Below are 24,175 nucleotides of genomic sequence, written 5' to 3'. Positions count from 1 at the left end.
ATATTTGCCCAAATGGAATTATCGAGCCGTACCCCAACCTGAGTAATTCATTAAGTTATTTATTTTTCATTCCTAAGTTTCCCCACGATCAGTTTGCAAAAGAATACCTGCAAGAGTTATTGTCGCCTCTTGGAGAAGTAGAAACGAGCAAAAATGTCACTGCTGAAGTTAGAGAAATTGATGTTTGGTTTCAACCAACTTCTTTTGAGAGCGAATATGAATATGTCCAAAGTTTGGGTTTGTTAGGTAAAATGGCTGCAACGGCGGCGATAATTGAACCGTTTCGCAATCCTGTGACTGCTGAGGGAATTTTTAGCTGTGTCGTTAAGTTATTAAATAGTAGGGCAGAACTGGGGCGGCGGGCTAATCGAGAAAATCAACGTTTTGAGGAAAGACAATTACCGATGTTGTGGATTCTCACTCCCACTGCTTCGGAAGCTTTATTAAATAGTTTTGGTTTTCGGACTTCCGAAGAGTCTGAGGGCTGGGGGAGGGGAATTTATTTTTTATCGGAGGTTTGGAGAGTTGGGTTAATCGCTATTCACCAGCTACCGAGGACTCCAGAGACTATATGGTTGCGGATGTTGGGTAGGGGCAGGGTGCAGCAAGGGGCGATCGCGGAATTAACTGCATTTCCCATTGATGCTTCAATTCGAGCTAATGCGCTACAATTACTTTACATCTTGCAGGAAAATTTGCAAGCGAATACACCAACTAATCCCACAATGGATGATGAAGATCAGGAGTTAGTTATGGCGATCGTACCCCTTTTTCAACAAAAGTTACAAGAAGCACGAGAACAAGGTCTTGTACAAGGTATTGTAAAAGGTCTTGAGCAAGGAAGAGAACAAGGTCTTGAGCAAGGAAGAGAACAAGGTCTTGAGCAAGGAAGAGAACAAGGACAGCGGTTAATTTTAGAGAGTTTCTTGCAGGTAAGATTTGGGGAGTTAGACCCGCTAACTGTCACCTTTTTGCGCCCGGTATCGGCTCTACCTACTGCCGAGTTTACTATGTTGTTAGTCCAATTATCTATGCTGCCGATCGCCCAAACCGATCGCCAACAAGTCCAAAATTTGCTAGCGGAAAGTGTTTTGAACAACCGCTTCAGCCAATCAGGACAAGAAGAACGCCCGGTTAATCTCATCCCCAATTTGCTCGGCTTATCCCCAGAAAATTTATCATTACTGCTGTCAGAATTGCCTCAATTATCGCTGGAAAATCTGATAGCTAGATTACCCAATACACTTGAAAACTAACAATGTGGCGAGAACCCCGACTTCTTAAACAAGTCCGGGTTCTGGGTGTATAATCAGAGACTGTGGTAATTTGTCATTTGCCGATGAAATTGCGATCGTTCTTTTCTTTCCTCATTGCTGGCGTCTTGGCACTCTTAGGCTTGAGTGCGGGGGGTTTTTACTGGCTGACAACTCAAACTCCCCTGAATTTGCTCGCTGGCGGGCCGACAACTACTCCGGCTGCGGCTGTGTTTGTCTCGAAACAAGCACCTTTGTTAGCTTCAATGCTGGTAAATCCCGATCGCATCGAAGCATTGCGACAAGTTTTTGCCACTCCCGAAGAAAGAAGTCGATCGCACGCAGAATTTGAGCAAATCAAAAAAAGTCTCCTCGGCAATACAGGCCTCGATTACAGTCGAGATATCCAACCTTGGATAGGTGACGAAATAACCCTCGCCGTTACAACGCCAGATTTCGATGGCGACAGCAGCAACGGCCAACAAGCCGGGTTTTTGCTGGCGGTTTCCTCCCAAAAGGTCGATCGCAGCCAAAAATTTCTCGACTCCTACTGGCGCCAACAATCTCGTGCCGATAAAACAGTGCAGTCGGAAATATATAAAGGCGTGAAAATTAATTATAAACAAGCACCCATAACCAAGAAAAAATCTGCTTCACTTTCGCCTTTTAACCAGTTTTCTGTGCCGACTTCCAAGTTGCCATCCAGCTTCGCAACAGCAGCCATCAACGGACATTTAAATTCTGGGAATAACCAAAATTTTGTTTTATTTGCCAATAGCCCAAATGTGATTCGAGATGCAATTAATAACGTTGAATCAGCCAACCTAACTCTCAACAATACCCCCGAATATCAGAAAGCTTTGCAGCAGCTAAATCAAGGCAGAATCGCTTTAGCATTTGTCAATCTCCCGCAATCAGCAACCGAGCAAAATCTCCAAGTTTTTTTTAATTCTCTCGCAGTTGCTGTCGGAGTCAACCGACGGGGATTGCTGGCTCAAACTGCTTTAGTGACATCGCGAGAAAACACAGCTTCTCCAACACTCTCCGAACCTGTGCAAGCCTTGCAATACATTCCCTCAGCCAGTCCTTTCGCGGTCGCCAGCACCGATTTAAGGAATTTTTGGGCTGATTTGTCATCGGCGGTTTCCACTAATGCAGAAGTCTCAAATTTAGTCGATCGCACTTTCGCAGATATTCAGCAAGTTTGGGGCGTCAACCTGCCACAGGATATATTTAACTGGGTACAAGGAGAATACGCTCTAGCAGTGCTTCCGAATTCCTCAAATAGTGCTGACTGGATTTTTGCCGCCGAAAAATCTCCTGATTCCCAAAAGGCGATCGATAAACTCGATGAAATTGCCCGCAGCAAAGAATACAGCATCGGCAGCTTCACTCTCAGAAATCAGAAAATTACCGCTTGGACGCAGTTGACAACAAACCCAAATTATGGAGAAGAAAATAATAGAAAAAGTGCGATCGAAACCGAGGCAAAAGGAGTACGAGCCAGCGTCGGCAAATACGAAATTTTCACCACTTCAGTAGAAGCAATGGACGCAGCACTAGAAGCAGCAGAAACAGGCTCTTTATTTGCCAATCAAGATTTTCAAACCAGCATTGAACCGCTACCGCCATCTAACGACGGCTATTTTTATTTAGACTGGCCCTCCAGCAGACCAATTTGGGAAAAACAAATCCCGCTGTTGAGGTTAATTGAACTTTCGGCAAGACCATTGTTCGATCACTTGCGATCGCTTACTGTCACCAGTACGGGAGAAATAACAGGAATTCGCAAAGCTACTATATTTATGCGGCTGAATTAGTCAGTAGTCATTAGTCAGTAGTCAGTAGTCATTAGTCAGTAGTCATTAGTTAGAAGGAAGAAGGAAGAAGGAAGAAGGAAGAAGGAAGAAGGAAGAAACTATGCCCAATTCCCTATGCCCCATTCCCCATTCCCAATAACTAAAGACTAATGACTACTGACTAAGGACTAAGGACTAAGGACTAATAACTACTGACTGCTTCCCCTTTTTCTGTTGCCCAAAATAAGCTTGAAACACCTCTTTGGCGATCGGGGCCGCGGCAACAGAACCATAACCGCCATTTTCCACAATCACGGCGATCGCAATTTCCGGCTTGTCAGCGGGCCCGAAGGCGACATACAAAGAGTGATCCTCCTGTCCGATGACCTCCGAAGTCCCTGTTTTGCCCGCCGTCAGTGGAATCGTACCGTCATTCATCCCCTGTCCCGTACCCTGGGCAACTACCGCGATCAGTCCTTCCTTCACCACCTGAATGGTTGAAGGTTTCATCCCCGTATGTACCCGTTTAGTCTCCGCTGTGCCGGTCATAGAAGTTAACAGATGAGGCTTCACCCGATAACCGCCATTAGCGATCGAACTCACCATCACCGCCCCCTCCAAAGGAGTCATCAACACCAACCCCTGACCGATCGACATCGTTACCGTATCACCCGCATACCAAGGTTCTTTATAAAGTTTTTCCTTCTCCTCCGGCGTCGGGATTTGACCGTAATCGCCGCCACCTAGCCCCAAAAGATTCAAATCCGTATCCTTGCCAATTCCCAGGCGGTGTCCCCACTTAGAAATTTGCTCCGGCCCCGTACTAATCCCCACTTGATAAAAAAATGTATTGCTGCTGAAAGCCAAAGCATCCCGAAAGCCGATGTCGCCGTAACCGCCGCTGTGTTCGTTAAAATCAATTCCCCCCACAGTAATGTAAGAAGAAGTACCGAGAATTGAGTCCGGCGAAAATTTGCCCGACTCCATGCCCGCGACGGAAGTCACAATTTTAAAGGTGCTGCCGGGGGGATAGCCTTGCATGGCCCGATTCAAAAATGGATTTTCGGGGTCTTGAAGAGTTTTCCACTCATCCTTAGTGATTTTTCGCGTAAACAGATTGGGATCAAAAGTCGGGTGGCTGGCCATAACTAATACCGCCCCGGTTTTGACATCCAGCGCCACTACTGCTCCCCGGCGCTGCCCCAAGGCTTTTTCGGCTGCTTTTTGCATGGACAAGTCTATGGTTAGCTGCACCGCCTCACCGGGTTTGGGCGGTGTATCTCCCATCAGTCGCAATTCTTGATTTTGGGCATTTACCTCGATCAGCCGATCGCCCCAAACTCCGGCAATCTTCTGGTTTGAGCTCGCTTCTATGCCCATTTGACCGACAATCATCCCCATCGGATATTCGGGATGATCTTCTAAGTCTGCTGCGGTAGCTTCGCCAATATATCCGATCACGTGAGCGGCCAAACTGCCTTCGGGATAGTAGCGGTTCGCTTCTGGCCGCACTTCCACTCCCCGCATTTGTCCCACCTCTTCTGCTAGTGGCACAAACACCTCTGGCGGCATTGCTTGCTTGAGCCGCACCGGTCTGTAGGATTGAGGATCGACCTCTTTTAATTTTTTTAAAATTTCTTGTGCCGGGATTTTAACCAACGGACTCAACTTTTCTGCTGTCGCTTTCCACTCTTCCGACGTTTGTTCTTTCGGCCACAAGTATACCGATCGAGCTAAATTGTTTGCCGCTAGTAACTTGCCTTGGCGATCGATAATGTGTCCGCGATTCGCCGGCATGGGAACTAGGCGAACGCGATTGTTTTCGGCTCTTTCCCGGTTTTGCTTCCCTTGTATCAGTTGCAATTCCACCAGCCGACTAGCGTGCAGGCCCAGCAAACCGGTCGCCACCAGCATTAACACGATCGCCCGGTGTATCGGACGCTCCTGTTTCTTAGGAGTTTCCGCCAGGGTTTTGTCAGAAGAGTGAAATGCTGAGATCGAATAAACTTGTCGTTGCATCATTCTATAGGTAGATGTCAAATCCTAGATTTTAGATTCTTGAATTGTCAATTTTGAAGTATACATCATCAAACCGGGGACGATCGTGCCTTGCCCGTTGGGGGAAACGGAATGATTAAGCGTTAACTTTTGACTAATCACTAATTAACTCATGACTGCTCACTAATCCCCCAAGCACCAAGAAATACCCAGAAAAATCAAGGTCAGGCTCAGCCAATTAGGGAGGTGGAGCCAGCCAGATAGACCTATAGGTAACAATACCAAGGCCTGTGTCAATAGGGAACCGATCGCCAACAGGAATGCTAGGAGTATCAAATTTATCATCTTGACACCGTACAATTTCGGATATGAGTCGATCGCCTGTGGCAGAAATCCGACTGGCACAACCGAGCGCGATCGTACACGGATTGTCCTGATAGACATAAGGAAGAGAAGCCAGGAGGTTTTGAACTAATTTAAAAATTATTCTTCCTCCATAGTTTGTATTCAAGGGGCTGCGATGGGTAAATTCTGAGTTGTGATTTTAAGTTGTGACCGAGGAGTATTACCATGTTGTTTAATCAGCGAGCCAATTTCAAAAACGGTGCGCTCTTGGCTGCGATCGCCGCGATCGCCGCCCTACCAGTTTTAGCAGAAACAGCCAATTTCGGCACTTTAACTTTATCGCGAGGTTTTGCAGCCCCAACAGCAGTTTTGAGAGGTTCTACAGGCGGATCGTACTCTCTATCTGTCATAGCCAACGCCGATCGCCACAAAAACAAATGTTTGGGTTTTGCCACCCCAACTCCCGACCACATCATAGTCTTGCAGCAAAAATTTTCAAAACTCACGCTCCAAGTCAACAGCGGAGGCAAGGACACAACCTTACTCGTACAAGGCCCCGGTAATGCGGTGCGCTGCGGAGACGATATAGGTCAGAATAAAGATGCTGGCATACTTGATTCTGACTGGCAAGCAGGCTCTTACAGGATTTGGGTAGGTACTGTCGAACCCGGAGTCAAGTCTAACTATACAATCTCAGTACAGGAATAGTCAGTAGTCAGTAGTCAGTAGTCAGTAGTCAGTAGTTATTGGTTATTTGTTATTTGTTATTTGTTATTTGTTATTGGTTATTGGTTATTTGTTGTCAGTTCCAATGCCCCATGCCCCATGCCCCATGCCCAATTCCCAATGCCCCATGCCCAATTCCCAATGCCCCATGCCCAATTCCCAATTCCCCATGCCCCAATTTCCCCAATCTCCCACTCTCTTAATCTCCCACTACCCAATCTCCCGATCGACCGCTCACTTCCGCCATCCAGTAAAATGTAAAATCGAAAGTGGCGTGTTTAACCAAAATAGGTAACTCCGAAAGTGCTAAAGACTCTTAGAGCTGACTTCAGTATAATTTTCGATCGCGACCCTGCCGCTCGCAACTGGCTGGAAGTTTTGTTTTGCTACCCCGGTCTTCAGGCCCTAGTGCTGCACCGCCTCGCACACTGGCTTTATGTGTTGGGACTTCCCTTCATCCCCCGCTTGATTTCCCACATTGCTCGTTTTTTGACCGGAATTGAAATCCACCCAGGGGCAACCATCGGCAAAAGCGTATTCATCGACCACGGTATGGGGGTTGTGATCGGCGAAACAGCGATTATCGGCGATTTTGCCCTAATTTACCAAGGTGTCACCCTTGGCGGTACTGGCAAACAAAGCGGCAAGCGTCACCCTACCGTCGGCGAAAACGTAGTTGTCGGTGCCGGCGCCAAGGTACTCGGCAATCTGCAAATTGGCAATAACGTCCGCATCGGCGCCGGTTCCGTCGTACTCCGCGACGTACCATCTGACTGCACAGTGGTAGGGATTCCCGGCCGCATCGTCTATCGATCGGGAGTGCGCGTCAATCCCCTAGAACACGGCAGTTTGCCGGATTCGGAAGCTGTGGTAATTCGCTCTTTGCTCGATCGTATCGAATCCCTCGAACAGCAAGTAAAAAGTTTGCTTCCTCAAGCATCTGTCTCCTTAAATTCTGTTCCCAATTCGCCTTCAGGATTCCCAACTTTAAATCAAACCAGCAATGTAGCTGTAGCTGAAAAAACCCAATTAGCTGTTGCTACCACTTGTCAGTTAAAAGATAAAGCAATTCAAGAGTTTTTTGACGGCACCGGCATCTAAAATTTGAATTGGGCATTGGGCATTGGGCATTGGGCATTAGGCATGGGGCATGGGGCATTGGGCATTGGAACTGACAACAAATAACCAATAACCAATAACTAATAACTAATAACTAATAACTAATAACCAATAACTAATGACTACTGACTAATGACTAATGACTAATGACTTCTTTTTCAAGGATTAACAGATCGCACAGACCAATTTCCCTCCCCGTCGCGCCGATAAAGCGATCGGTTTTGCGGTTCCCCCCGCAACTCTAACAAATCCACCGTTTCCGGTTCCAACAACAGCAAGCAAAAATTAGGCAGCGGCTCGATCGCATTTGGGGAAGCAGAATCAAAAGCACTAGCCTCGGCTTTGTCATCCCCCGGCTGCGGCCAAGCAAACTGCGCTCTAGCCGCCTCAGAAAGCTCCTGCCAAGTTGTGCACCGCAATGAGAACAACTCTGCCTCTGGATAATCTGCCCCTACCAAAACGAGCTTTCCAGCAATCCGAAATTGTTCACGAGTTTTCGGGAAATACCAGCAAATTTCCCCCCAAGGATAGAGGTTAATTTCCTCTGCCTTTTGACTGCGAATATCTGTAATAAACTTTAAGTGATTAGTATCTGCTAAAAAGCCTCGAAACACCACAGTGCGGTTAGCCGGTCGCCCGGTAGCCCGAACCGTTGCTAGTTGCAAGTAGCGGGAAAAAGCAAGACTGCGATTGCGGTGGAGCGCGCGAGCTAAGGGCGATCGCCAAAGTGCTAAAGACATAATTAATAACCTATCATATTAGTCATTAGTCATTAGCCATTAGGAATTGGGCATTGGGTATTGGGCATTGTTAACCGTTGACTGTTAACTGTTAACCGTTAACTAATGACTACTGACTACTGACTAATGACTAATGACTAATGACTAATGACTCTTCTTTCTGCTATTGGTAATTCTATGTCAAATTCACTCTCAAAACTCAAAACTATTGAAACTCCCCACAGTGGCTACCACTGGGACGGCAGTTCCCGCCGCTTTTTTGAAGGCTGGTACTACAGAATAACATTACCGATTCACGGAGAATCCTTTGCATTCATGTATTCCATCGAAGATCCCAGAGGCGGTCAACCTTACAGTGGCGGTGCAGCTCAGATTCTCGGCCCGAAAGATAGCTATTTGTGTCGCACCTTTCCCAATGTAAATAAGTTTTGGGCGGATCGAGAAAGCTTAGGTTTCGGACATTGGGGCAAAACAGATTTACAAATTAAACCCCAATATTTAGAGCCGCAAGTATTCGACAGCCGCGTCGAAGAAGGCTATCAAGCTACTGCTACTTTAAATCAAGGTTATCTGCACGATCCGGGAAGTGGCAGCCACTGTTTTTGGCAGTACGAAATTCAACCTATTTATGGCTGGGGTAACTCTCAGGAACTCCAGAAATCTACTGCAGGAATGCTATCTTTTCTTCCCGTATTTGAGCCTGGATGGCAAATTTTAATGGCTCACGGTTTAGCCACGGGCTGGATTGATTGGAATGGCGAACGCTACGAATTTAAAGATGCTCCCGCTTACAGCGAAAAAAACTGGGGCGGTGCTTTTCCGCAAAAGTGGTTTTGGATTAATTGCAATTCTTTTCAAGGCGAAAAGGATTTAGCTTTAACCGCAGGTGGCGGCAAGCGGGGCGTGCTGTGGTGGATGGAATCGGTAGCAATGATTTGTCTGCATTACCGAGGCAAATTTTACGAATTTGTGCCTTGGAATTCGGAAGTTAGTTGGAATATTGAGCCTTGGGGAAGCTGGAAAATGCAGGCTAGAAATAGTCAGTTTGAAGTTGAGTTAATTGGCACTACAAACAGTTCTGGTACTTATGTGCGAACTCCGACAGAAAAAGGTATGGCTTTTTGCTGCCGGGATACGACGCACGGCGAATTGCGCTTGCAACTGCGAGAGTTGTTGGGGGGAAAAGTTGAAAACAATGGCAAGCAGCGTTCTAGAATTATCTTAGAGGCTCAAAGTTCTTTATCGGGTTTGGAAGTTGGGGGCGGGCCTTGGGATGAAGTTTGGCGATCGAATTAAGTCAGTAGTCAGTAGTCAGTAGTCATTAGTCATTAGTCATTATTTATTAGTCAGTTAATAGTTAACAGGATTCATAACAGCCATGATCAATTTACTCGGTTTGCAATTAGGCAAATTCTACCGCAGCCAGCGGTTACAACAAGCTCTCAAGGCACTTTTGGGACTAATTTTATGTTTGAGCACAATCTTGATGCCGGCGGCAATTGCTAGTGCGGCCGGTGATTTGTCTCGCCAACCAGTCACCGAAATTACTGTTAGTTTAGGTAACGAAGCTGGGGAACTCAAATTTTTTCCCAATCAGCTAGAATTTGAATCGGGCAAGCGCTATAAATTAGTGCTGAAAAATCCCAGTTCGCAGAAACATTATTTCACTGCCAAAAACTTTGCTGATGCGAGTTGGACTCAAAAAGTTGAAGCGGGTAAGGTAGAAATTAAAGGAAGTATTCACGAACTGGAACTTAAACCGGGCGCTATGGCAGAATGGGTGTTTGTGCCGATGAAATCGGGAAGTTACAACCTGCGCTGTACGGTAGCCGGACATACGGAAGCGGGGATGATTGGCAAAATTACGATCGCCTCTTAACCCCAATCTCCGTCGCCTCACCGGACATCCTATCAATTTCCGATTAATTAGCGACAAACAATCGATCGAACTTTCGGCCATCTAGACACTTATCAAGTAGACTCTAGCGGAGCCATTGTCAGTCCTGCACGGCTCAATTGCATATGATAAAGTTCTGCTTGCTCTTGCGGGCCAACCCAGACGGTGGCTTGGCCTTCGTGGTGGATTTGGTTGGCGAGTTTCCAAGCTTGATCGCTCGTCATGCCTGGAATGTATTTCGTCAAACATTCCACAACGTGCTGGAAAGTGTTGAAATCGTCGTTGAGGACTATTACCCGATAGTTGGGATAAGGTTTGCGGGTAACTTGACTCGATCGAACGGGTGCTATGGTTGGTGAAGAGGTCATCGCGCGAACAGCCACTGAAACTACAAAATTCGTAAAATAGTTACCTCTAAAATCATAACATAATTTCAGATTTTTTCAATTCCTACTTGGTATTTTGATCTGCTTCGGGGTTTATTTTCACCACCGAACCCTGCGTTAGATTTCTCCAGAAAGTCTTGTGGGGATTAGGGGTTAGACACCCTGCCCCCCATTGACAGGCTTTTCGGGAGAAATCTATTGCACCGCGCCGATTACACTAAAGTTAACTCTCGATTGAGTTCAGAAGTGTCAGCGTCAGAATACGCTTGCACCAGAAGTTGCTTTAAATCTTCAATCAGCGGATAGCGGGGGTTAGCTCCGGTACACTGATCGTCAAAAGCTCGATCGGCCATTTCCTCAACGCGAGCAAAAAAGAAATCATCACTCATTCCCTGACTGGCGATCGCCTCCTGAATCGTGCTAGGAATATCTACCTGACGCTTCAGATCTTCCACCGCTGCGATCAACTTCTCAACTTTTTCATCTTCTGTATCGCCGCCCAAATTCAGATAGTCCGCAATTCGAGCATAACGCCACTTGCTGTTAGGATACTTGTTTTGAGAAAAAATCGCTTGTTTGAACGGAACATCCGTTGCATTGTAGCGAATTACATGGGAAATCATCAGCGCATTCGCTAAACCGTGAGGGACATGGCAAGTTGCACCTAATTGGTGAGCCATTGAGTGACAAACCCCCAGAAAAGAGTTAGCAAATGCCATCCCGGCGATCGTAGCAGCATAATGTACTTTCTCCCGCGCTTTCGGATCATTAGCACCATTTTTGTAAGCGCTGGGCAGGTATTTAAACAGCAAACGAATCGCTTCTAAAGCCAAACCATTTGTATACTCAGAAGCCAACACAGAAACATAAGCTTCTAAAGCGTGGGTTAGCGCATCAATGCCACCGTAAGCAGTCAGTTTCCGGGGCATATTCAGTGTAAGTTCTGGATCGACGATCGCCATACTCGGAGTCAAAGCATAATCTGCAAGCGGATACTTAATCCCCGATCGTTCATCCGTAACAACCGCAAAAGGCGTGACTTCCGAACCCGTTCCCGAAGTAGTTGGAATTGCCACCATAATTGCCTTTGAACCCAAAGGCGGCAGTTCGTATACCCGCTTGCGAATATCCATAAACCGCATCGCCAATCCTTCAAACTCAATTTCTGGATGCTCGTACATCAGCCACATTACTTTAGCAGCATCCATCGGTGAGCCACCACCAAAGGCAATAATCACATCGGGATGGAAACTATTGCAGATTTCTAAACCTTTGCGAACAGTAGCCAGCGAAGGATCGGGTTCCACATCGTAAAATGTGTAGTGATCGATGCCGATTTCTTCCAAACTATCTGTGACTTCCTTAGTCAATCCCAATTCAAACAAAGGTTTATCCGTCACGATCAAAGCACGTTTCTTACCTGCAAGATCCCTCAAAGCTACAGGAAGACAACCAGACTTAAAATAAATCTTGGGAGGAATGCGGAACCAGAGCATATTCTCGCGTCGCTCTGCTACAGTTTTGATATTGAGCAGGTGATGGGGTGTCACGTTGACAGAAATCGAATTATCGCCCCAGCTACCGCAACCGAGGGTAAGGGAAGGATCGAGGCGGAAATTGTACAAATCGCCGATCGCACCTTGAGAAGAAGGCGTATTAATCAGCACCCGCGAAGTCTCTAGTTTGCTTTCAAAATAACGAATGTGCTTCTGATTGTGCGGAGCGGTGTAGAGTACAGAAGTATGTCCGTGCCCGCCAAAAATTATCAGCGCTTCGGCTTTGTCTACTGCTTCAGTAAAGTCCTTGGCGCGGTACATTGCGAGAATCGGCGAAAGTTTTTCACAAGCAAAAGGTTCTTCTTTACCTATAGCATCAACTTCTCCAATCAAAACCCTGATGTTAGCCGGCACTACAAAACCCGCAATTTCCGCCACTTTTTGCACCGATTGTCCGACTATTTCGGCATTCAATCGACCATCAATTAAGATTACCTGCCGCACTTTTTCCCGTTCTTCAGCATTCAGGAAATAAGCACCGCGTTTGATAAATTCCAGTTGCACTGCATCGTACACCTCATCCACAACAACCACCGATTGTTCCGAAGCACAAATCGTGCCGTTGTCGAAAGTTTTGCTGAGCAAAATTGAGCTTACAGCCATTTGGATGTGGGCGGTTTCATCGATGATGGCGGGAGTATTTCCCGCGCCGACACCGAGGGAGGGATGCCCTGAAGAGTAGGCAGCTTTTACCATTCCCGGCCCACCAGTTGCCAAAATTAGTTTGATATCGGGGTGCTGCATCAAAGCTTGGGAAAGCGGCACAGTGGGCTCGTCAATCCACCCAATAATATCCGGTGGTGCTCCTGCCGCTACAGCAGCATCGAGGATGATTTTTGCCGCCGCAGCCGTGCAGGATTTGGCGCGGGGATGGGGCGAAAATATAATGCCATTTCTCGTCTTGAGCACGATTAAAGACTTAAAGATGGTGGTGGAAGTCGGGTTAGTTACAGGAACGATTCCCGCCAGCACTCCCACGGGTTCGGCAATGCGTTCGTAACCAAAATGCCGATCGGACTCGATGATACCGCAAGTCTTGTCGTTTTTGTATTTGTTGTAAATCATTTCCGAGGCAAAATGATTTTTGATGGCCTTATCTTCAATAACTCCCATTCCCGATTCTTTGACTGCTGCCTTGGCTAAGGGAATGCGGGCGGCATTAGCGGCTAAAGCTGCTTGCTTGAATATGCGATCGACCTGTTCTTGAGTGTAGGTGGCAAATTCAGCTTGGGCTGCTTTTACTTTTTGAATTAGGACTTCTAATTCTTCTAAATTGGTAACTTTCATGTTATTTTTCCTGATGTTTATTTCGGGAAAATTATTGCCTCAATCTTTAATTGGTAGGGAACCCGCAGATCAACGCAGATAATTTCTAGATTTTTTGTGACTTGTGAACGCGGTCTTGTAATTATTATATACCGCTAGCTCCGATCGCATTTAGCCCGCGACTGCGAAAAATATCAACAGTTTGTTGCACGAGTTCCGGTGAAGCTGGAGGTGTATCCCTGAGTTCGTAATCCAGTTTTAATTGTTCCCATTTGTATTCTCCCATTTTATGAAAGGGTAATACTTCGACTTTTTCCACATTGTTCAGATTGGCAATAAAATCCGCTAATTTTTCTATGTTTTCGATGGCATCTGTGAGGTGAGGAACTAGAACGAAGCGAATCCACGTCGGTTTGCCAATTTCGCTGAGATATTTGGCCATTGCTAAAGTAGGCTCGATCGACACATTGGTGACTTTGTAATACAGTTCGGGAATGTAGGATTTGATGTCCAATAAAACCAGATCGGTCATTTCCAGAACCGGTTTAGCAACGTCTAAAACACAGAATCCTGATGTGTCCAGCGCTGTATGCAAACCCATTTGATGACAGCGGGTAAAGATTTCTTTGACAAAATCCGGCTGCATCAATGGTTCGCCGCCGCTGACTGTAACGCCTCCTTTCCGCAGGTAGGATTTACATTTTGTAATTTGCTCGATTAAATAATCGACGGTTACTTCTTTACCCTCGTGGGAATTGCGACAGTCGGGATTGTGACAGTAAAGACAGCGTAAAGGACAGCCTTGGGTGAAGACGATAAACCGGATTCCGGGGCCGTCTACGGTACCAAATGTTTCGATTGAATGAATGCGACCAATTCCCGACATTTAATTTGCTGTTTGTTGGTAGGGATTTTGAGATTAGGGATGAGGGAATCTCGGTGTTAACTTAAGCCTGGAAACTTGCGAATTTTTCCTTTGGTTGCTGAGGCTCGATCCCCCTAAATCCCCCTTAAGAAGGGGGACTTTGAGAAGTGGACGGTTCCCCTTGAATCCCCAGATAGTCGGGGGAATTCAAGAATACTCTTGTTCCTCCCTTCTTAAGGGGGGTTAGGGGGGATCTGGCCTGATGGTTCAACAGCGAAACTAGACGAAAAAAGACTTATGCAGAACCAATTATGTAGGCGCTTCTTGAGTCCCCCTCAGCTCGGACTTCGTTTGGCAAGCAGCGGTTTCAACCGCCGAGTTTTTTCTGCTGGGATTTAGACACGTTCGTGGAAAGTCCGTTTAATCACATCTAATTGCTGTTCGCGGGTAAGTTTGATGAAATTAACGGCATAACCGGAGACGCGAATTGTTAGCTGGGGATAGTTTTCTGGATGTTCCATCGCATCTAGTAATGTTTGCCGATCGAGCGCGTTAACATTGATGTGATGGCCGCCATCGTGGAAGTAACCGTCTATAAGACTAACTAGGTTATTAGTCCGATCGCTCTCCATTCTGCCCAAGGCCTGCGGTACAATCGAAAAAGTATTCGATATGCCATCTTGACAATCACTGTAAGGCAGTTTTGCTACAGAAGATAAGGATGCGATCGCCCCACAGGAATCTCGGCCGTGCATCGGGTTAGCACCGGGAGCAAAGGGTTCGCCTGCTTTACGTCCGTCGGGAGTGCTACCAGTTTTTTTGCCGTACACTACGTTAGAAGTAATCGTGAGTACCGATTGAGTCGCTACAGCGCCGCGGTAGGTTTTGTGCTGGCGAATTTCGTTCATGAAACTTTGCACAAGTTCGATCGCCACACTGTCTACGCGATCGTCATTATTGCCGTATTTGGGATATTCTCCTTCGATCGAGTAATCTACTGCCAAACCTTGCTCGTTGCGAATCACCTTAACTTTAGCGTTTTTAATCGCCGACAGGGAATCGGCCACCACAGAGAGTCCCGCAATTCCGCAGGCCATTGTCCGGTAAACATCGCGATCGTGCAAGGCCATTTCCAGCCGTTCGTAGCAGTATTTGTCGTGCATATAGTGAATGACATTCAACGTATTGATATACGTTTTTGCCAACCACGCCATCATGTCGTGGAACCGCGCTCTTACCTCGTCATAATCGAGATATTCGGTAGTAATCGGTGGGAACTGCGGCGCGATTTGGTCGCCGGACTTCTCATCTTTACCGCCGTTAATCGCATAGAGCAAAGTCTTAGCTAAGTTAACTCGCGCGCCGAAAAACTGCATTTGCTTGCCAATTCGCATCGCGGAGACACAACAGGCGATCGCGTAATCATCGCCGTATTGAGGACGCATCAAGTCGTCGTTTTCGTACTGAATAGAACTCGTGTCGCTGGATACCTTCGCACAGAATTGTTTGAAGTTGTCCGGCAAGTTTTCCGACCACAAAACGGTGAGATTTGGTTCGGGTGCAGTACCGAGGTTTGACAGGGTGTGTAAGAATCGGAAACTGTTACGAGTTACCAATGTTCTACCGTCATCGCTGATACCGCCGATCGCCTCTGTTACCCAAGTTGGATCGCCAGAAAACAGAGCGTTATAGTCGGGAGTTCGCAAAAACCGCACCATGCGGAGTTTCATTACAAAATGGTCGATCAGTTCTTGCAATTCCACTTCGGAACTCGCGCCACTTTGCAAATCGCGCTCGAAATAAATGTCTAAAAACGTCGATACGCGACCGAGAGACATCGCTGCCCCGTTTTGTTCTTTCACTGCTCCCAAGTAGCCAAAATAAACCCACTGGACAGCTTCTCGTGCATTTGCTGCCGGACGGCCAATATCAAAGCCGTAGCTAGCCGCCATTTCTTTTAACTCAAACAATGCCCGAATTTGCTCGGATAACTCTTCGCGCAAACGAATTGTCGCCTCGTCCATCGCGTCTAGTTCGAGTGATTCTTGCTGTGTTTTTTTATCATCAATTAGGCGATCGACACCGTACAAAGCAACGCGCCGATAGTCACCGATAATCCGCCCTCGTCCATAGGCATCTGGCAAACCTGTGATGATACCAGAACGTCTCGCCAGACGCATCGAGCGCGTGTAGACATCGAATACACCGTCATTATGAGTTTTGCGATATTTCGTAAATATTTCTTCCGTTTGCCCATCGAGCTGATAGCCGTAAGCTTCTAAACCTGCCTTGACCACGCGAATTCCGCCAAAGGGCATAATCGCGCGTTTCAAAGGTTGATCTGTTTGCAAACCTACTATTTGTTCTAAGTCGCGATCGATGTATCCTGCTGCATGAGCCGTGATAGATGTGGGAACTTTTGTATCAACATCCAATACACCTTTTTCGCGCTCTTGCTTCATTAATTCCAGAACTTTTTGCCAAAGCTGCTGGGTTTTTTCGGTTGCTACTGTGAGAAATTCTGCATTCCCTTCATAGGGGGTGTAGTTTTTTTGAATGAAGTCTCTGACGTTGACTTCCTTTGTCCAGTTGCCTTCAGTAAAGCCGTGCCATTCTGCAAACATAGCTTGCTTTCACCTCAATTTTTTGTTAGCGATCGATCTTTTCTTCTTCGACCACTACATCTAGTATATATTTAATTTCAATATTTTAAATACCCAGTTCGCTATTTGTTACAAAAATTGACTTGCTAATTCCGTGGGAAGAATTAAGATAGATAGTAGGCAGAACAACCTCTGGGATTTGTGAGCAAGCTCTGACAAAATTGGATTCCGAACTAATAGTTAGACAACGGAAATGTTGTTTAAGTGCGGGTCGGTCGGGAACGCGCAATGAGAGTTTGGGTCGCGAACTGCGAAGACCAGAAGAAGAGGAAGAAAAAGCAGAAAAATAGCAGAAGAATAGCAGAAAAATAGTTCAGATTGGATTAGAGAATTGTTATCGAAAGCAGAGCAATATTAATTGCTGATTAATTGAACAAGGGTATTATGCAGATAAATTCAAGAAATCAAAGCACTGCGAGCGATCCGGCTCACGATATTTGGAAAGAACAGCGTCATCCGCTCGATCGGATTTTTCGGCCTCGCTCCGTGGCTGTAATCGGCGCAACAGAGAGAGAAGGAAGCGTCGGACGTACTCTCCTGTGGAACTTGATTCGGAATCCGTTTGGCGGAACAGTTTTTCCGGTGAATCCCCAGCGCCACAGCGTGTTGGGGCTCAAGTCTTATCCTGACATTGCTAGCGTCCCGGAAGTAGTGGATCTGGCGGTGATTGCTACGCCTGCTGCTGGGGTGCCACAAGTGATCCGCGAATGTATCGCTGCTGGGGTGAAAGGGGCAATTATTGTTTCTGCTGGCTTTAAAGAAATTGGCGCGGCTGGGGAGGCTTTAGAACAGCAAGTTATGGCCGAGGCGCGTCGGGGCGGAATGCGGATTATCGGCCCAAATTGCCTCGGCGTGATGAATCCTGTGGTTGGGCTGAATGCTACTTTTGCAGGTACGATCGCCCGTCCGGGTAATGTCGCCTTCATCAGTCAAAGCGGCGCCCTCTGTACTTCGATTCTCGACTGGAGTTTGGGGGAAAATGTCGGTTTTAGCGCCTTTGTATCGATCGGCTCTATGCTCGATGTCGGTTGGGGCGATCTGATCGAGTATTTCGGAGACGATCCCCATACTCACAGTATCGTTTTGTACATGGAATCTATGGGTGATGCTCGTTCGTTTCTGTCCGCCGCCCGCCCAGTGGCGATCGACAAACCGATCATCATTCTCAAGGTAGGACGTACCGCCGCCGCCGCCCAAGCCGCCGCTTCCCATACGGGAGCTTTGACCGGTAGCGATGACGTGCTTAACGCTGCTTTCCGCCGTTGTGGCGCGTTGCGCGTACATACGATTTCCGATTTGTTCGACATGGCAGAAATTCTGGCCAAGCAACCGCGACCGCAGGGCAACCGCCTATCGATCGTCACCAATGCCGGAGGCCCAGGGGCGATCGCCACTGATGCCTTAATTAGCGACGGCGGTGCCCTGGCAGATCTGGCACCGGAGACGCTGCAGCAGCTTGATGAGTTTTTGCCGCCTCAGTGGAGTCATCACAACCCGATCGATATTTTGGGCGATGCTAGTAGCGATCTTTACGCCAAAACTCTAGAAGTTGTCGCTCCCGATCCCAATAGTGACGGATTGCTGGTCATCCTGACGCCACAAGCGATGACAAATCCGACGCAAACCGCAGAAAAACTCAAGTCTTACAGCAAACTCGGAAAGCCCTTATTGGCAAGCTGGATGGGCGGTGTGGAAGTGTCAGCGGGAACGCAAATTCTTAATCAGGCAAATATTCCGACTTTCCCCTATCCCGATACCGCCGTCAGGTTATTCAACTATATGTGGCGGTACACATACAACCTGCGCGCTATCTACGAAACGCCTTCTCTCCCCGCTGATTGCGAAATCGAGACTTCCGGGTGTGCGACTGCGGCGAAGATTTTGACTGCTGCCCGCCAAAACAATCGCACTTTATTAACCGAGTACGAATCAAAACAGTTGCTGGCAGCTTACGGCATTCCCACTGTAGCGACAGAAATTGCAGCGAGTGCTGCCGAAGCTGTGGAAATTGCCGATCGCCTGGGTTATCCAGTGGTGCTAAAACTGCATTCTGAGACGATTACTCACAAAACCGATGTGGGAGGCGTCCAACTAAATTTAGGCGATGCTAAAGCTGTAATTAGTGCCTTTGAGGCGATCGCCCAGCGGGTACGGGCGATAGATCCTGCAGCGTTTCTTGGCGTAACCGTGCAGCAGATGGTGCATTTGGAAGGCTATGAACTAATTTTGGGTAGCAGTATTGACCCACAATTTGGGCCGGTGATGCTGTTTGGTTCCGGCGGACAATTAGTGGAAGTATTTCAAGATCGATCGCTCGCACTTCCGCCTTTAAATACTACCCTAGCGCGCCGGATGATGGAGCAAACGCGCATCTATAAAGCTTTGCAAGGAGTGCGCGGTCGATCGGCAATTGACCTGGTACAACTCGAACAGTTATTAGTTCGTTTCAGTCAACTGATTGTAGAGCAACCTCAAATTGCCGAGATTGATATTAATCCGCTGTTGGTTTCTCCTGAAGGTGCGATCGCTCTTGATGCGCGCGTTGTTCTGCAAACAACGGAAAACCCCATTTCAACGGCGATTCGCCCCTATCCTACGCAATACGTTCAAAAATGGTCAACGGAGGGCGATCGTCCCATCACCATCCGTCCGATTCGCCCAGAAGATGAGCCGCTGATGGTGCTGTTCCACGAAGAACTTTCGGAAGAGAGCGTGTATTTGCGCTACGCTCACATGGTAAAGTTAAAGCACCGCATCGCTCACGAACGTTTGACCCGGATTTGTTTTATTGACTACGATCGCGAAATGGTGTTAGTAGCCGATCGTCAAGACCCGGAAAGCTCAGAACACCGGATTTTGGGAGTAGCGCGTCTGAGCAAACTCCACGGCACAAACCAAGCCGAATTTGCCCTGATCGTTAGCGATAGCTATCAGCAGCGCGGTTTGGGAACAGAATTATTGAGGCGGCTGCTGCAAATTGGTCAGGAAGAGAAATTACAGGCGATCGTTGGCTACATTCTCAATAGCAACTACAAGATGCAGAGCCTCTGTAAAAAACTAGGATTTGAACTCCAACCAGACCGAGGCGAAGGAATGTTGAAAGCTGTTTTTGTTTGCTAATAGCAAGTTGGGTTAAATAATTCTCATTCATCACAACTAAAGTCCTCACTACAAACTTTATCGTTTTGTAGTGAGGACTTTAGTCCTCAAACTAAGATGCTACTAAGCCGCCGCAGCCAAATTTGCTGCTGCAAACTCCCAGTTAGCCAAATTATCTAAGAAATTAGTAATGTAGTCGGGACGGCGGTTTTGGAAATCCAAATAATAAGCGTGTTCCCACACATCCAAAGTCAGCAACGGAGTTTGGCCGTGTGCAAGCGGGGTGTCAGCGTTAGCAGTTTTGGTGACTTTCAAAGTGCCGTTGTCCACAACCAGCCAAGCCCAGCCACTACCGAACTGAGTTGTCGCAGCAGTCTTGAATTCTTCTTTGAATTTGTCGAAGCTGCCGAAGTCAGCGTTAATTTTGTCAGCTAAAGCTCCTGTCGGAGTGCCACCGCCGCCCGGTTTGAGCGAATTCCAGAAAAAGTTGTGGTTCCAAACTTGACCTGCATTGTTAAAAATGCCTGCTTTGGATGGGTCTTTAGCAGATTCCTTGACAATTTCTTCAAGGGATTTGCTCGCCATTTCAGTCCCTTCAATCAGTTTATTCAGATTGGTGACGTAAGCAGCGTGGTGCTTGTCGTGGTGGAATGAAAACGTGTTGGCCGACATATGAGCTGGTTCTAGGGCGTCAGCGGCGAAGGGTAATGGTGCTAGTTCAAATGCCATGGTGTTCAATCCTCTCTGGATTACTTTGGGTTTTTCGGTTGACTTGGTGGCTTTTTTATGATTAAAGCCGACCGTCACTAGCTTGAGTGTATCAAGCTGTGGTAAATAATTCTTTACAATTTTCATATTTTATAGCAGTTGCAGCATTTTAGGATTCAGACTTCTATTTTTTAGATATCAAAGCTACCTATTGTCGGTTTCAAATAGCATAAAGTATTACTAAATGTCAAGCTACCTGGGAGACAAATAAAAGTGTGTGTGAAATTGTCAACCGCTCGAAATTTTATGAGACTGATAAATAGATTAAACCTGTAAATTGTCAAAGATTAACCTAAGTTCAATTAAGCTGTAAGAAAGTCAAACAAGTTGCAGGATGTGTCAATGGAAAAGCGTTTAAACAACTCGTCTAGTCACCCCCCTCAATGGTTGAATCTGCAATTAATCGTCACCGCTCTGGAAACAGTCCAAGACTTAATTGTCATTTCCCTATGTATTGGTTTGTTTTGTTTCATGGTGCTAGAACTGCGAGAAATGTTTTTCTCGCTGCTGCCTCCTTTGAATTTTCAGCAAGTGACGGCAGACATTCTATTTTTATTAGTTTTAGTGGAATTATTTCGGCTGCTAATTATTTACTTGCAAGAACAAAGAGTTTCGATAGGTGTGGCTGTGGAAGTCTGTATAGTATCTGTTTTGCGAGAAGTCATCGTGCGGGGAGTGCTGGAAACTCCCTGGGTTCAAATATTATCAACAGGCGCATTTTTGCTGGTTTTGGGAGTGTTGTTGGTAGTCCGAGTTTGGTTGCCCCCAACCTTCGAGGGAATTGACCCGGAACGTCGCATGGCTAGCAGAAATAGAAATCTATCAGACAATGAATCTTCTTCCGCATCTGTTGTAGCCAATAGCAAGTTTAATTCTCATTGAATATGGCATGACAGGCGATTTAAGATTTTAAATTTACTCTAATATTGCTTGTCGCGTTACCAGCCATCATTTCCCGTAAAACTTAGATGTTGAACCATTGTCAAGAACGGGCATCTTGCCCGTTCCACAGAGAGTAGATTTTATTGTAGGCTGGGCAGGAAATCCCACAGGGCTGTTTCATTCTCACGAAAATCAGGCTTTTGTAGGGGCGGTGCCAAGAGTGCCCGCCCCCCCACGGACGATGAAATCGATGTTTCAAATATCGGGGATCTTCATGAGAGATTGCCCCTACAAGAGAATGAAACCGCCCTGGGAGATTCCACCCAAAAAAGGATTATTGAGAATGGTGCAAGATGTGAGGTCAAATCAACCTGATAACGGTTGCAGTGAAGCCTAAAATCCTCTGAAAGTTCAGAGGAATGTAGTCTTAACTACAAAGACAAGCTTCATCAATCATTCCCAATTATTCAAATCTAAAATCTAAAATCTAAAATAGTATTACCCGTTAGCCTGTAATTCCACCAAGCGAGCCAACACTTCTTTAGAATGAATCGCCGGATTAATCTTCACAAAGGTTTCACGCAAAATACCTTCAGGATCAATAATAAAACTGTGTCGCGCTGAGATAAAACTCATCCAAGAACCGTAAGCTTTACTCACTTTACCATCCGTATCAGCTAACAGCGGAAACTTCAAACCTTCCGAATCGCAAAATTCCGCATGGGAATCGACATCATCAGCGCTAATACCGATAATTTGAGTATTCTTTGCCAAGTATTTCGGCAAGTCTTGCTGAAATCTCCGCGCTTCGATGGTACATCCTGAAGTAAAGTCTTTCGGATAAAAATAGACTACCAGCCACTTACCGCGATAATCCGACAGGGACACTTGTCCGTCCCCGCTGTTTGTCGGCAAAGAAAACTCCGGCGCTGGTTGATTTACCGGAGGAAGCTTACCGCCGAGGGCAAATGCAGGTGTGGCAAAATTGAAACTTAGAAAAACTAGACAAATTGCCAATAAAGTGCTAAAAAACTTGCGACGCGACATCATAAATTTAGAATTAGAACTGTACTTAAGACAAGTTTACAGTTTTCTGATTAAATAGGTAGAGGCAATTCCCGGATTGCTTCTAAAACCCCAAGATCACTCACTCAAATAGCAATTTACCCATGAGCGCTGCACTCCCGTTAACAGGCAAAGCTATAGTAGTCCAGGTAATTAACGGTCAACCCGTTGTGATCGAAGTAGACGGCACTAATGCCCCGATTACTGCAGGAAATTTTGTTGACTTAGTTGAACGCGGCATTTACGACGGGGTGATGTTTCACCGAGTTGTACGTCAGCCAGAGCCTTTTGTAGTGCAAGGAGGCGATCCGCGCAGCAGAGATACTACAATTCCAGCCAGTCAATTGGGAACGGGTAGTTTTATTGACCCGGAGACCAATCAGCCGCGTTTTATTCCTTTGGAAATTAAGCCGCAAGGGGCCGCGCAACCTGTTTACAACCAAATTGTCACCCAGACGCCCCAGTTGCGGCATAATCGCGGGGCTGTGGCAATGGCTCGTTCTAATGCTTTGGATTCGGCTTCTTCGCAGTTTTATTTTGCTTTGGATGAGTTGCCATTTTTGGATGGTAGTTATGCTGTTTTTGGCAATGTTATTCAAGGTTTTGAAACGGTGAATGCGGTGCAGCAGGGCGATCGCATTTCAACTGCAAAAGTCGTTCAAGGAATCGTCCCCAGTCGGGTTTCTAGCATCATTACCGATGTTAATGTGCTCAACGATTTAATTAATAGTACCAATTTCCTAAATCTATCTTTGGGAGCGCTCAGACTGCCAAATACCCCCAACAACTATCAAGTCACTTCCCAAGACTCTCAGCAAAATCCCAGCGGTGTAGTGGGAGGTAGCGCCAACGATCGCATCCTCGGTTCACCGACGGATGATGCAATTAATGGCAGCCAAGGCAATGATACCATCAGTGGCGAAGTCGGTGACGACTTTTTGCGCGGTGGCAAAGGTAACGACTTCATTAGTGGCGGTGTTGGCAACGATATTCTGATTGGCAATTTCGCTGACGATACTCTCAATGGTGATGCTGGTAACGACTTTTTGCGAGGCGGTCAAGGGGATGATATCTTAATTGGTGGTGATGGCAATGATATTTTGATTGGAGATACAGGCAACAATACTCTCACAGGAGGTAGTGGTGCAGATACTTTTGTTTTGCTCGGAGTAGATCCTGCTTCTCTTCCTTTTATTACCCTACCCCCGACAAGTCATACAATAGTTGATTTTAGACCAGAGGAAGGCGATCGCATTGCTTTGACAGGAAATTTATCCGATACTACATTCACTCAATCTGGAAGCAATACTGTCATTAACTTGGCAGCGGCTGGTACTGTGGTACAAAATTCTACTGTCGCCTCTGTTCAAAATGCAGCCTTTGCAATTCCTTTATCTAGGATTCCTAGCGCTCCTAACCCTCAACCTGCCGATGCAGCCTTGAGAATTGGCTAACTTTAACTATAGGTGTAGGGTGCTTATGGCGCACCTTACAGATTCCCCAATTCCCCTTCCCCATTCCCCAATTGCCCAATTGCCCAATTTCCAATTCCCCAATTTGAAAACTCAACTAACACCATAGTTTTCTAATTTGAGAAACTGCATCTTGATAAGAATCCATTCTCCCCTGCAGCTTAAAAAGCTCTGCCGCCTTCTGAAAATCCTCAAATGCTCAGGGCTATTTCATTCTAAACAACTCCTTAATTAGTTTAAGGCCAAATCCCGCCAGACGTTGGGCTTGAGCCATAT

At 46.6% G+C, this 24,175-nt stretch carries 19 protein-coding genes; 9 read left to right on the top strand and 10 right to left on the bottom strand.

Annotation, left to right across the window (positions count from 1 at the left end; translation table 11 throughout):
* Both Q5691_RS24480 and Q5691_RS24475 read left to right on the top strand, forming a co-directional pair.
* A partial coding sequence (locus Q5691_RS24480) for a hypothetical protein (protein WP_333347636.1) occupies positions 1-1,256 on the top strand: 1,256 nt, incomplete at its 5' end.
* 62 nt (positions 1,257-1,318) lie between these two features.
* A complete protein-coding gene (locus tag Q5691_RS24475; RefSeq protein WP_333347633.1) occupies positions 1,319-3,073 on the top strand; it encodes a DUF3352 domain-containing protein in 1,755 nt (584 codons plus the stop codon).
* 174 nt (positions 3,074-3,247) lie between these two features.
* Here the strand turns inward: Q5691_RS24475 and mrdA are convergent, their stop codons facing one another.
* Together mrdA and Q5691_RS24465 are read right to left on the bottom strand one after the other, a co-directional pair.
* On the bottom strand, positions 3,248-5,074 hold the full coding sequence (gene mrdA / locus Q5691_RS24470) for a penicillin-binding protein 2 (protein ID WP_333215196.1): 1,827 nt from the start codon (positions 5,072-5,074) through the stop codon (positions 3,248-3,250).
* Between the two features lie 214 nt (positions 5,075-5,288).
* Positions 5,289-5,561 carry a hypothetical protein gene (locus tag Q5691_RS24465; protein ID WP_333215194.1) on the bottom strand — a complete coding sequence of 91 codons (273 nt, stop codon included), beginning with the start codon at positions 5,559-5,561 and terminating at the stop codon, positions 5,289-5,291.
* A 59-nt stretch (positions 5,562-5,620) separates the two neighbouring features.
* Here Q5691_RS24465 and Q5691_RS24460 point away from each other — a divergent pair, with 59 nt between their 5' ends.
* Positions 5,621-6,103 (top strand): hypothetical protein, encoded by a 483-nt coding sequence (locus Q5691_RS24460; protein WP_333035992.1) that lies wholly within the window; start codon positions 5,621-5,623, stop codon positions 6,101-6,103.
* A gap of 84 nt (positions 6,104-6,187) precedes the next feature.
* On the opposite strand, the gene Q5691_RS24455 is transcribed toward Q5691_RS24460, so the two are convergent.
* Complete coding sequence (locus tag Q5691_RS24455; protein ID WP_333347630.1) at positions 6,188-6,316, bottom strand: hypothetical protein; 129 nt, start codon at positions 6,314-6,316, stop codon at positions 6,188-6,190.
* A gap of 108 nt (positions 6,317-6,424) precedes the next feature.
* Here Q5691_RS24455 and cysE point away from each other — a divergent pair, with 108 nt between their 5' ends.
* Entirely contained in the window at positions 6,425-7,222 is a 798-nt protein-coding gene (gene cysE / locus Q5691_RS24450; RefSeq protein ID WP_242719981.1) for a serine O-acetyltransferase, read from the top strand.
* Positions 7,223-7,398: 176 nt separating this feature from the next.
* Here cysE and Q5691_RS24445 read toward each other — a convergent pair whose 3' ends face one another.
* Positions 7,399-7,980 carry an Npun_F5749 family FMN-dependent PPOX-type flavoprotein gene (locus Q5691_RS24445; protein WP_333215192.1) on the bottom strand — a complete coding sequence of 194 codons (582 nt, stop codon included), beginning with the start codon at positions 7,978-7,980 and terminating at the stop codon, positions 7,399-7,401.
* A gap of 177 nt (positions 7,981-8,157) precedes the next feature.
* Between Q5691_RS24445 and Q5691_RS24440 the strand changes: the two genes are divergently transcribed.
* Both Q5691_RS24440 and Q5691_RS24435 read left to right on the top strand, forming a co-directional pair.
* Entirely contained in the window at positions 8,158-9,276 is a 1,119-nt protein-coding gene (locus Q5691_RS24440; RefSeq protein ID WP_333347626.1) for a tocopherol cyclase family protein, read from the top strand.
* Positions 9,277-9,358: 82 nt separating this feature from the next.
* The gene (locus Q5691_RS24435; protein WP_333347623.1) at positions 9,359-9,859 is read left to right on the top strand and encodes a plastocyanin/azurin family copper-binding protein; all 501 of its coding nucleotides are present in this window, start codon (positions 9,359-9,361) and stop codon (positions 9,857-9,859) included.
* A gap of 92 nt (positions 9,860-9,951) precedes the next feature.
* Here the strand turns inward: Q5691_RS24435 and clpS are convergent, their stop codons facing one another.
* The 4 genes from clpS to pflB all read right to left on the bottom strand — a co-directional run bounded on the left by clpS (position 9,952) and on the right by pflB (position 16,574).
* Positions 9,952-10,245, bottom strand: a complete 294-nt coding sequence (gene clpS / locus Q5691_RS24430) for an ATP-dependent Clp protease adapter ClpS (RefSeq protein ID WP_006633998.1) — start codon at positions 10,243-10,245, stop codon at positions 9,952-9,954.
* Between the two features lie 230 nt (positions 10,246-10,475).
* A complete protein-coding gene (gene adhE / locus Q5691_RS24425; protein WP_333347620.1) occupies positions 10,476-13,106 on the bottom strand; it encodes a bifunctional acetaldehyde-CoA/alcohol dehydrogenase in 2,631 nt (876 codons plus the stop codon).
* Positions 13,107-13,230: 124 nt separating this feature from the next.
* Positions 13,231-13,971 carry a pyruvate formate-lyase-activating protein gene (pflA, locus tag Q5691_RS24420; RefSeq protein ID WP_333347618.1) on the bottom strand — a complete coding sequence of 247 codons (741 nt, stop codon included), beginning with the start codon at positions 13,969-13,971 and terminating at the stop codon, positions 13,231-13,233.
* Positions 13,972-14,345: 374 nt separating this feature from the next.
* Positions 14,346-16,574 carry a formate C-acetyltransferase gene (pflB, locus tag Q5691_RS24415; protein ID WP_333347615.1) on the bottom strand — a complete coding sequence of 743 codons (2,229 nt, stop codon included), beginning with the start codon at positions 16,572-16,574 and terminating at the stop codon, positions 14,346-14,348.
* A 423-nt stretch (positions 16,575-16,997) separates the two neighbouring features.
* Between pflB and Q5691_RS24410 the strand changes: the two genes are divergently transcribed.
* Positions 16,998-19,733 (top strand): bifunctional acetate--CoA ligase family protein/GNAT family N-acetyltransferase, encoded by a 2,736-nt coding sequence (locus Q5691_RS24410; RefSeq protein ID WP_333347611.1) that lies wholly within the window; start codon positions 16,998-17,000, stop codon positions 19,731-19,733.
* 102 nt (positions 19,734-19,835) lie between these two features.
* Here Q5691_RS24410 and Q5691_RS24405 read toward each other — a convergent pair whose 3' ends face one another.
* Positions 19,836-20,441, bottom strand: coding sequence for a superoxide dismutase (locus tag Q5691_RS24405; protein ID WP_333080613.1), 606 nt, complete (start codon positions 20,439-20,441; stop codon positions 19,836-19,838).
* Positions 20,442-20,822: 381 nt separating this feature from the next.
* Between Q5691_RS24405 and Q5691_RS24400 the strand changes: the two genes are divergently transcribed.
* Entirely contained in the window at positions 20,823-21,362 is a 540-nt protein-coding gene (locus Q5691_RS24400; RefSeq protein ID WP_333080611.1) for a phosphate-starvation-inducible PsiE family protein, read from the top strand.
* 498 nt (positions 21,363-21,860) lie between these two features.
* Here Q5691_RS24400 and Q5691_RS24395 read toward each other — a convergent pair whose 3' ends face one another.
* A complete protein-coding gene (locus tag Q5691_RS24395; protein WP_333215182.1) occupies positions 21,861-22,412 on the bottom strand; it encodes a peroxiredoxin in 552 nt (183 codons plus the stop codon).
* 119 nt (positions 22,413-22,531) lie between these two features.
* On the opposite strand from Q5691_RS24395, the gene Q5691_RS24390 reads away from it, so the two are divergent.
* Positions 22,532-23,881 carry a peptidylprolyl isomerase gene (locus Q5691_RS24390; RefSeq protein ID WP_333216857.1) on the top strand — a complete coding sequence of 450 codons (1,350 nt, stop codon included), beginning with the start codon at positions 22,532-22,534 and terminating at the stop codon, positions 23,879-23,881.
* Positions 23,882-24,175 lie beyond the last annotated feature (294 nt).

Origin of the sequence: Microcoleus sp. w1-18aA5, assembly GCF_036701705.1 — a bacterium.
In the GTDB taxonomy this organism is placed as follows: Bacteria; Cyanobacteriota; Cyanobacteriia; order Cyanobacteriales; family Microcoleaceae; genus Microcoleus.
This window is presented reverse-complemented; position numbering and strand designations above follow the sequence as displayed.

What these genes read in the sequence shown, in the direction of transcription:
- mrdA (WP_333215196.1), bottom strand. Translation starts at nt 5,074, where the DNA reads ATGATGCAACGACAAGTTTATTCGATCTCAGCATTTCACTCTTCTGAC.
- Q5691_RS24460 (WP_333035992.1), top strand. Translation starts at nt 5,621, where the DNA reads ATGTTGTTTAATCAGCGAGCCAATTTCAAAAACGGTGCGCTCTTGGCT.
- Q5691_RS24445 (WP_333215192.1), bottom strand. Translation starts at nt 7,980, where the DNA reads ATGTCTTTAGCACTTTGGCGATCGCCCTTAGCTCGCGCGCTCCACCGC.
- Q5691_RS24440 (WP_333347626.1), top strand. Translation starts at nt 8,158, where the DNA reads ATGTCAAATTCACTCTCAAAACTCAAAACTATTGAAACTCCCCACAGT.
- Q5691_RS24435 (WP_333347623.1), top strand. Translation starts at nt 9,359, where the DNA reads ATGATCAATTTACTCGGTTTGCAATTAGGCAAATTCTACCGCAGCCAG.
- clpS (WP_006633998.1), bottom strand. Translation starts at nt 10,245, where the DNA reads ATGACCTCTTCACCAACCATAGCACCCGTTCGATCGAGTCAAGTTACC.
- adhE (WP_333347620.1), bottom strand. Translation starts at nt 13,106, where the DNA reads ATGAAAGTTACCAATTTAGAAGAATTAGAAGTCCTAATTCAAAAAGTA.
- pflA (WP_333347618.1), bottom strand. Translation starts at nt 13,971, where the DNA reads ATGTCGGGAATTGGTCGCATTCATTCAATCGAAACATTTGGTACCGTA.
- pflB (WP_333347615.1), bottom strand. Translation starts at nt 16,574, where the DNA reads ATGTTTGCAGAATGGCACGGCTTTACTGAAGGCAACTGGACAAAGGAA.
- Q5691_RS24410 (WP_333347611.1), top strand. Translation starts at nt 16,998, where the DNA reads ATGCAGATAAATTCAAGAAATCAAAGCACTGCGAGCGATCCGGCTCAC.
- Q5691_RS24405 (WP_333080613.1), bottom strand. Translation starts at nt 20,441, where the DNA reads ATGGCATTTGAACTAGCACCATTACCCTTCGCCGCTGACGCCCTAGAA.
- Q5691_RS24400 (WP_333080611.1), top strand. Translation starts at nt 20,823, where the DNA reads ATGGAAAAGCGTTTAAACAACTCGTCTAGTCACCCCCCTCAATGGTTG.
- Q5691_RS24395 (WP_333215182.1), bottom strand. Translation starts at nt 22,412, where the DNA reads ATGATGTCGCGTCGCAAGTTTTTTAGCACTTTATTGGCAATTTGTCTA.
- Q5691_RS24390 (WP_333216857.1), top strand. Translation starts at nt 22,532, where the DNA reads ATGAGCGCTGCACTCCCGTTAACAGGCAAAGCTATAGTAGTCCAGGTA.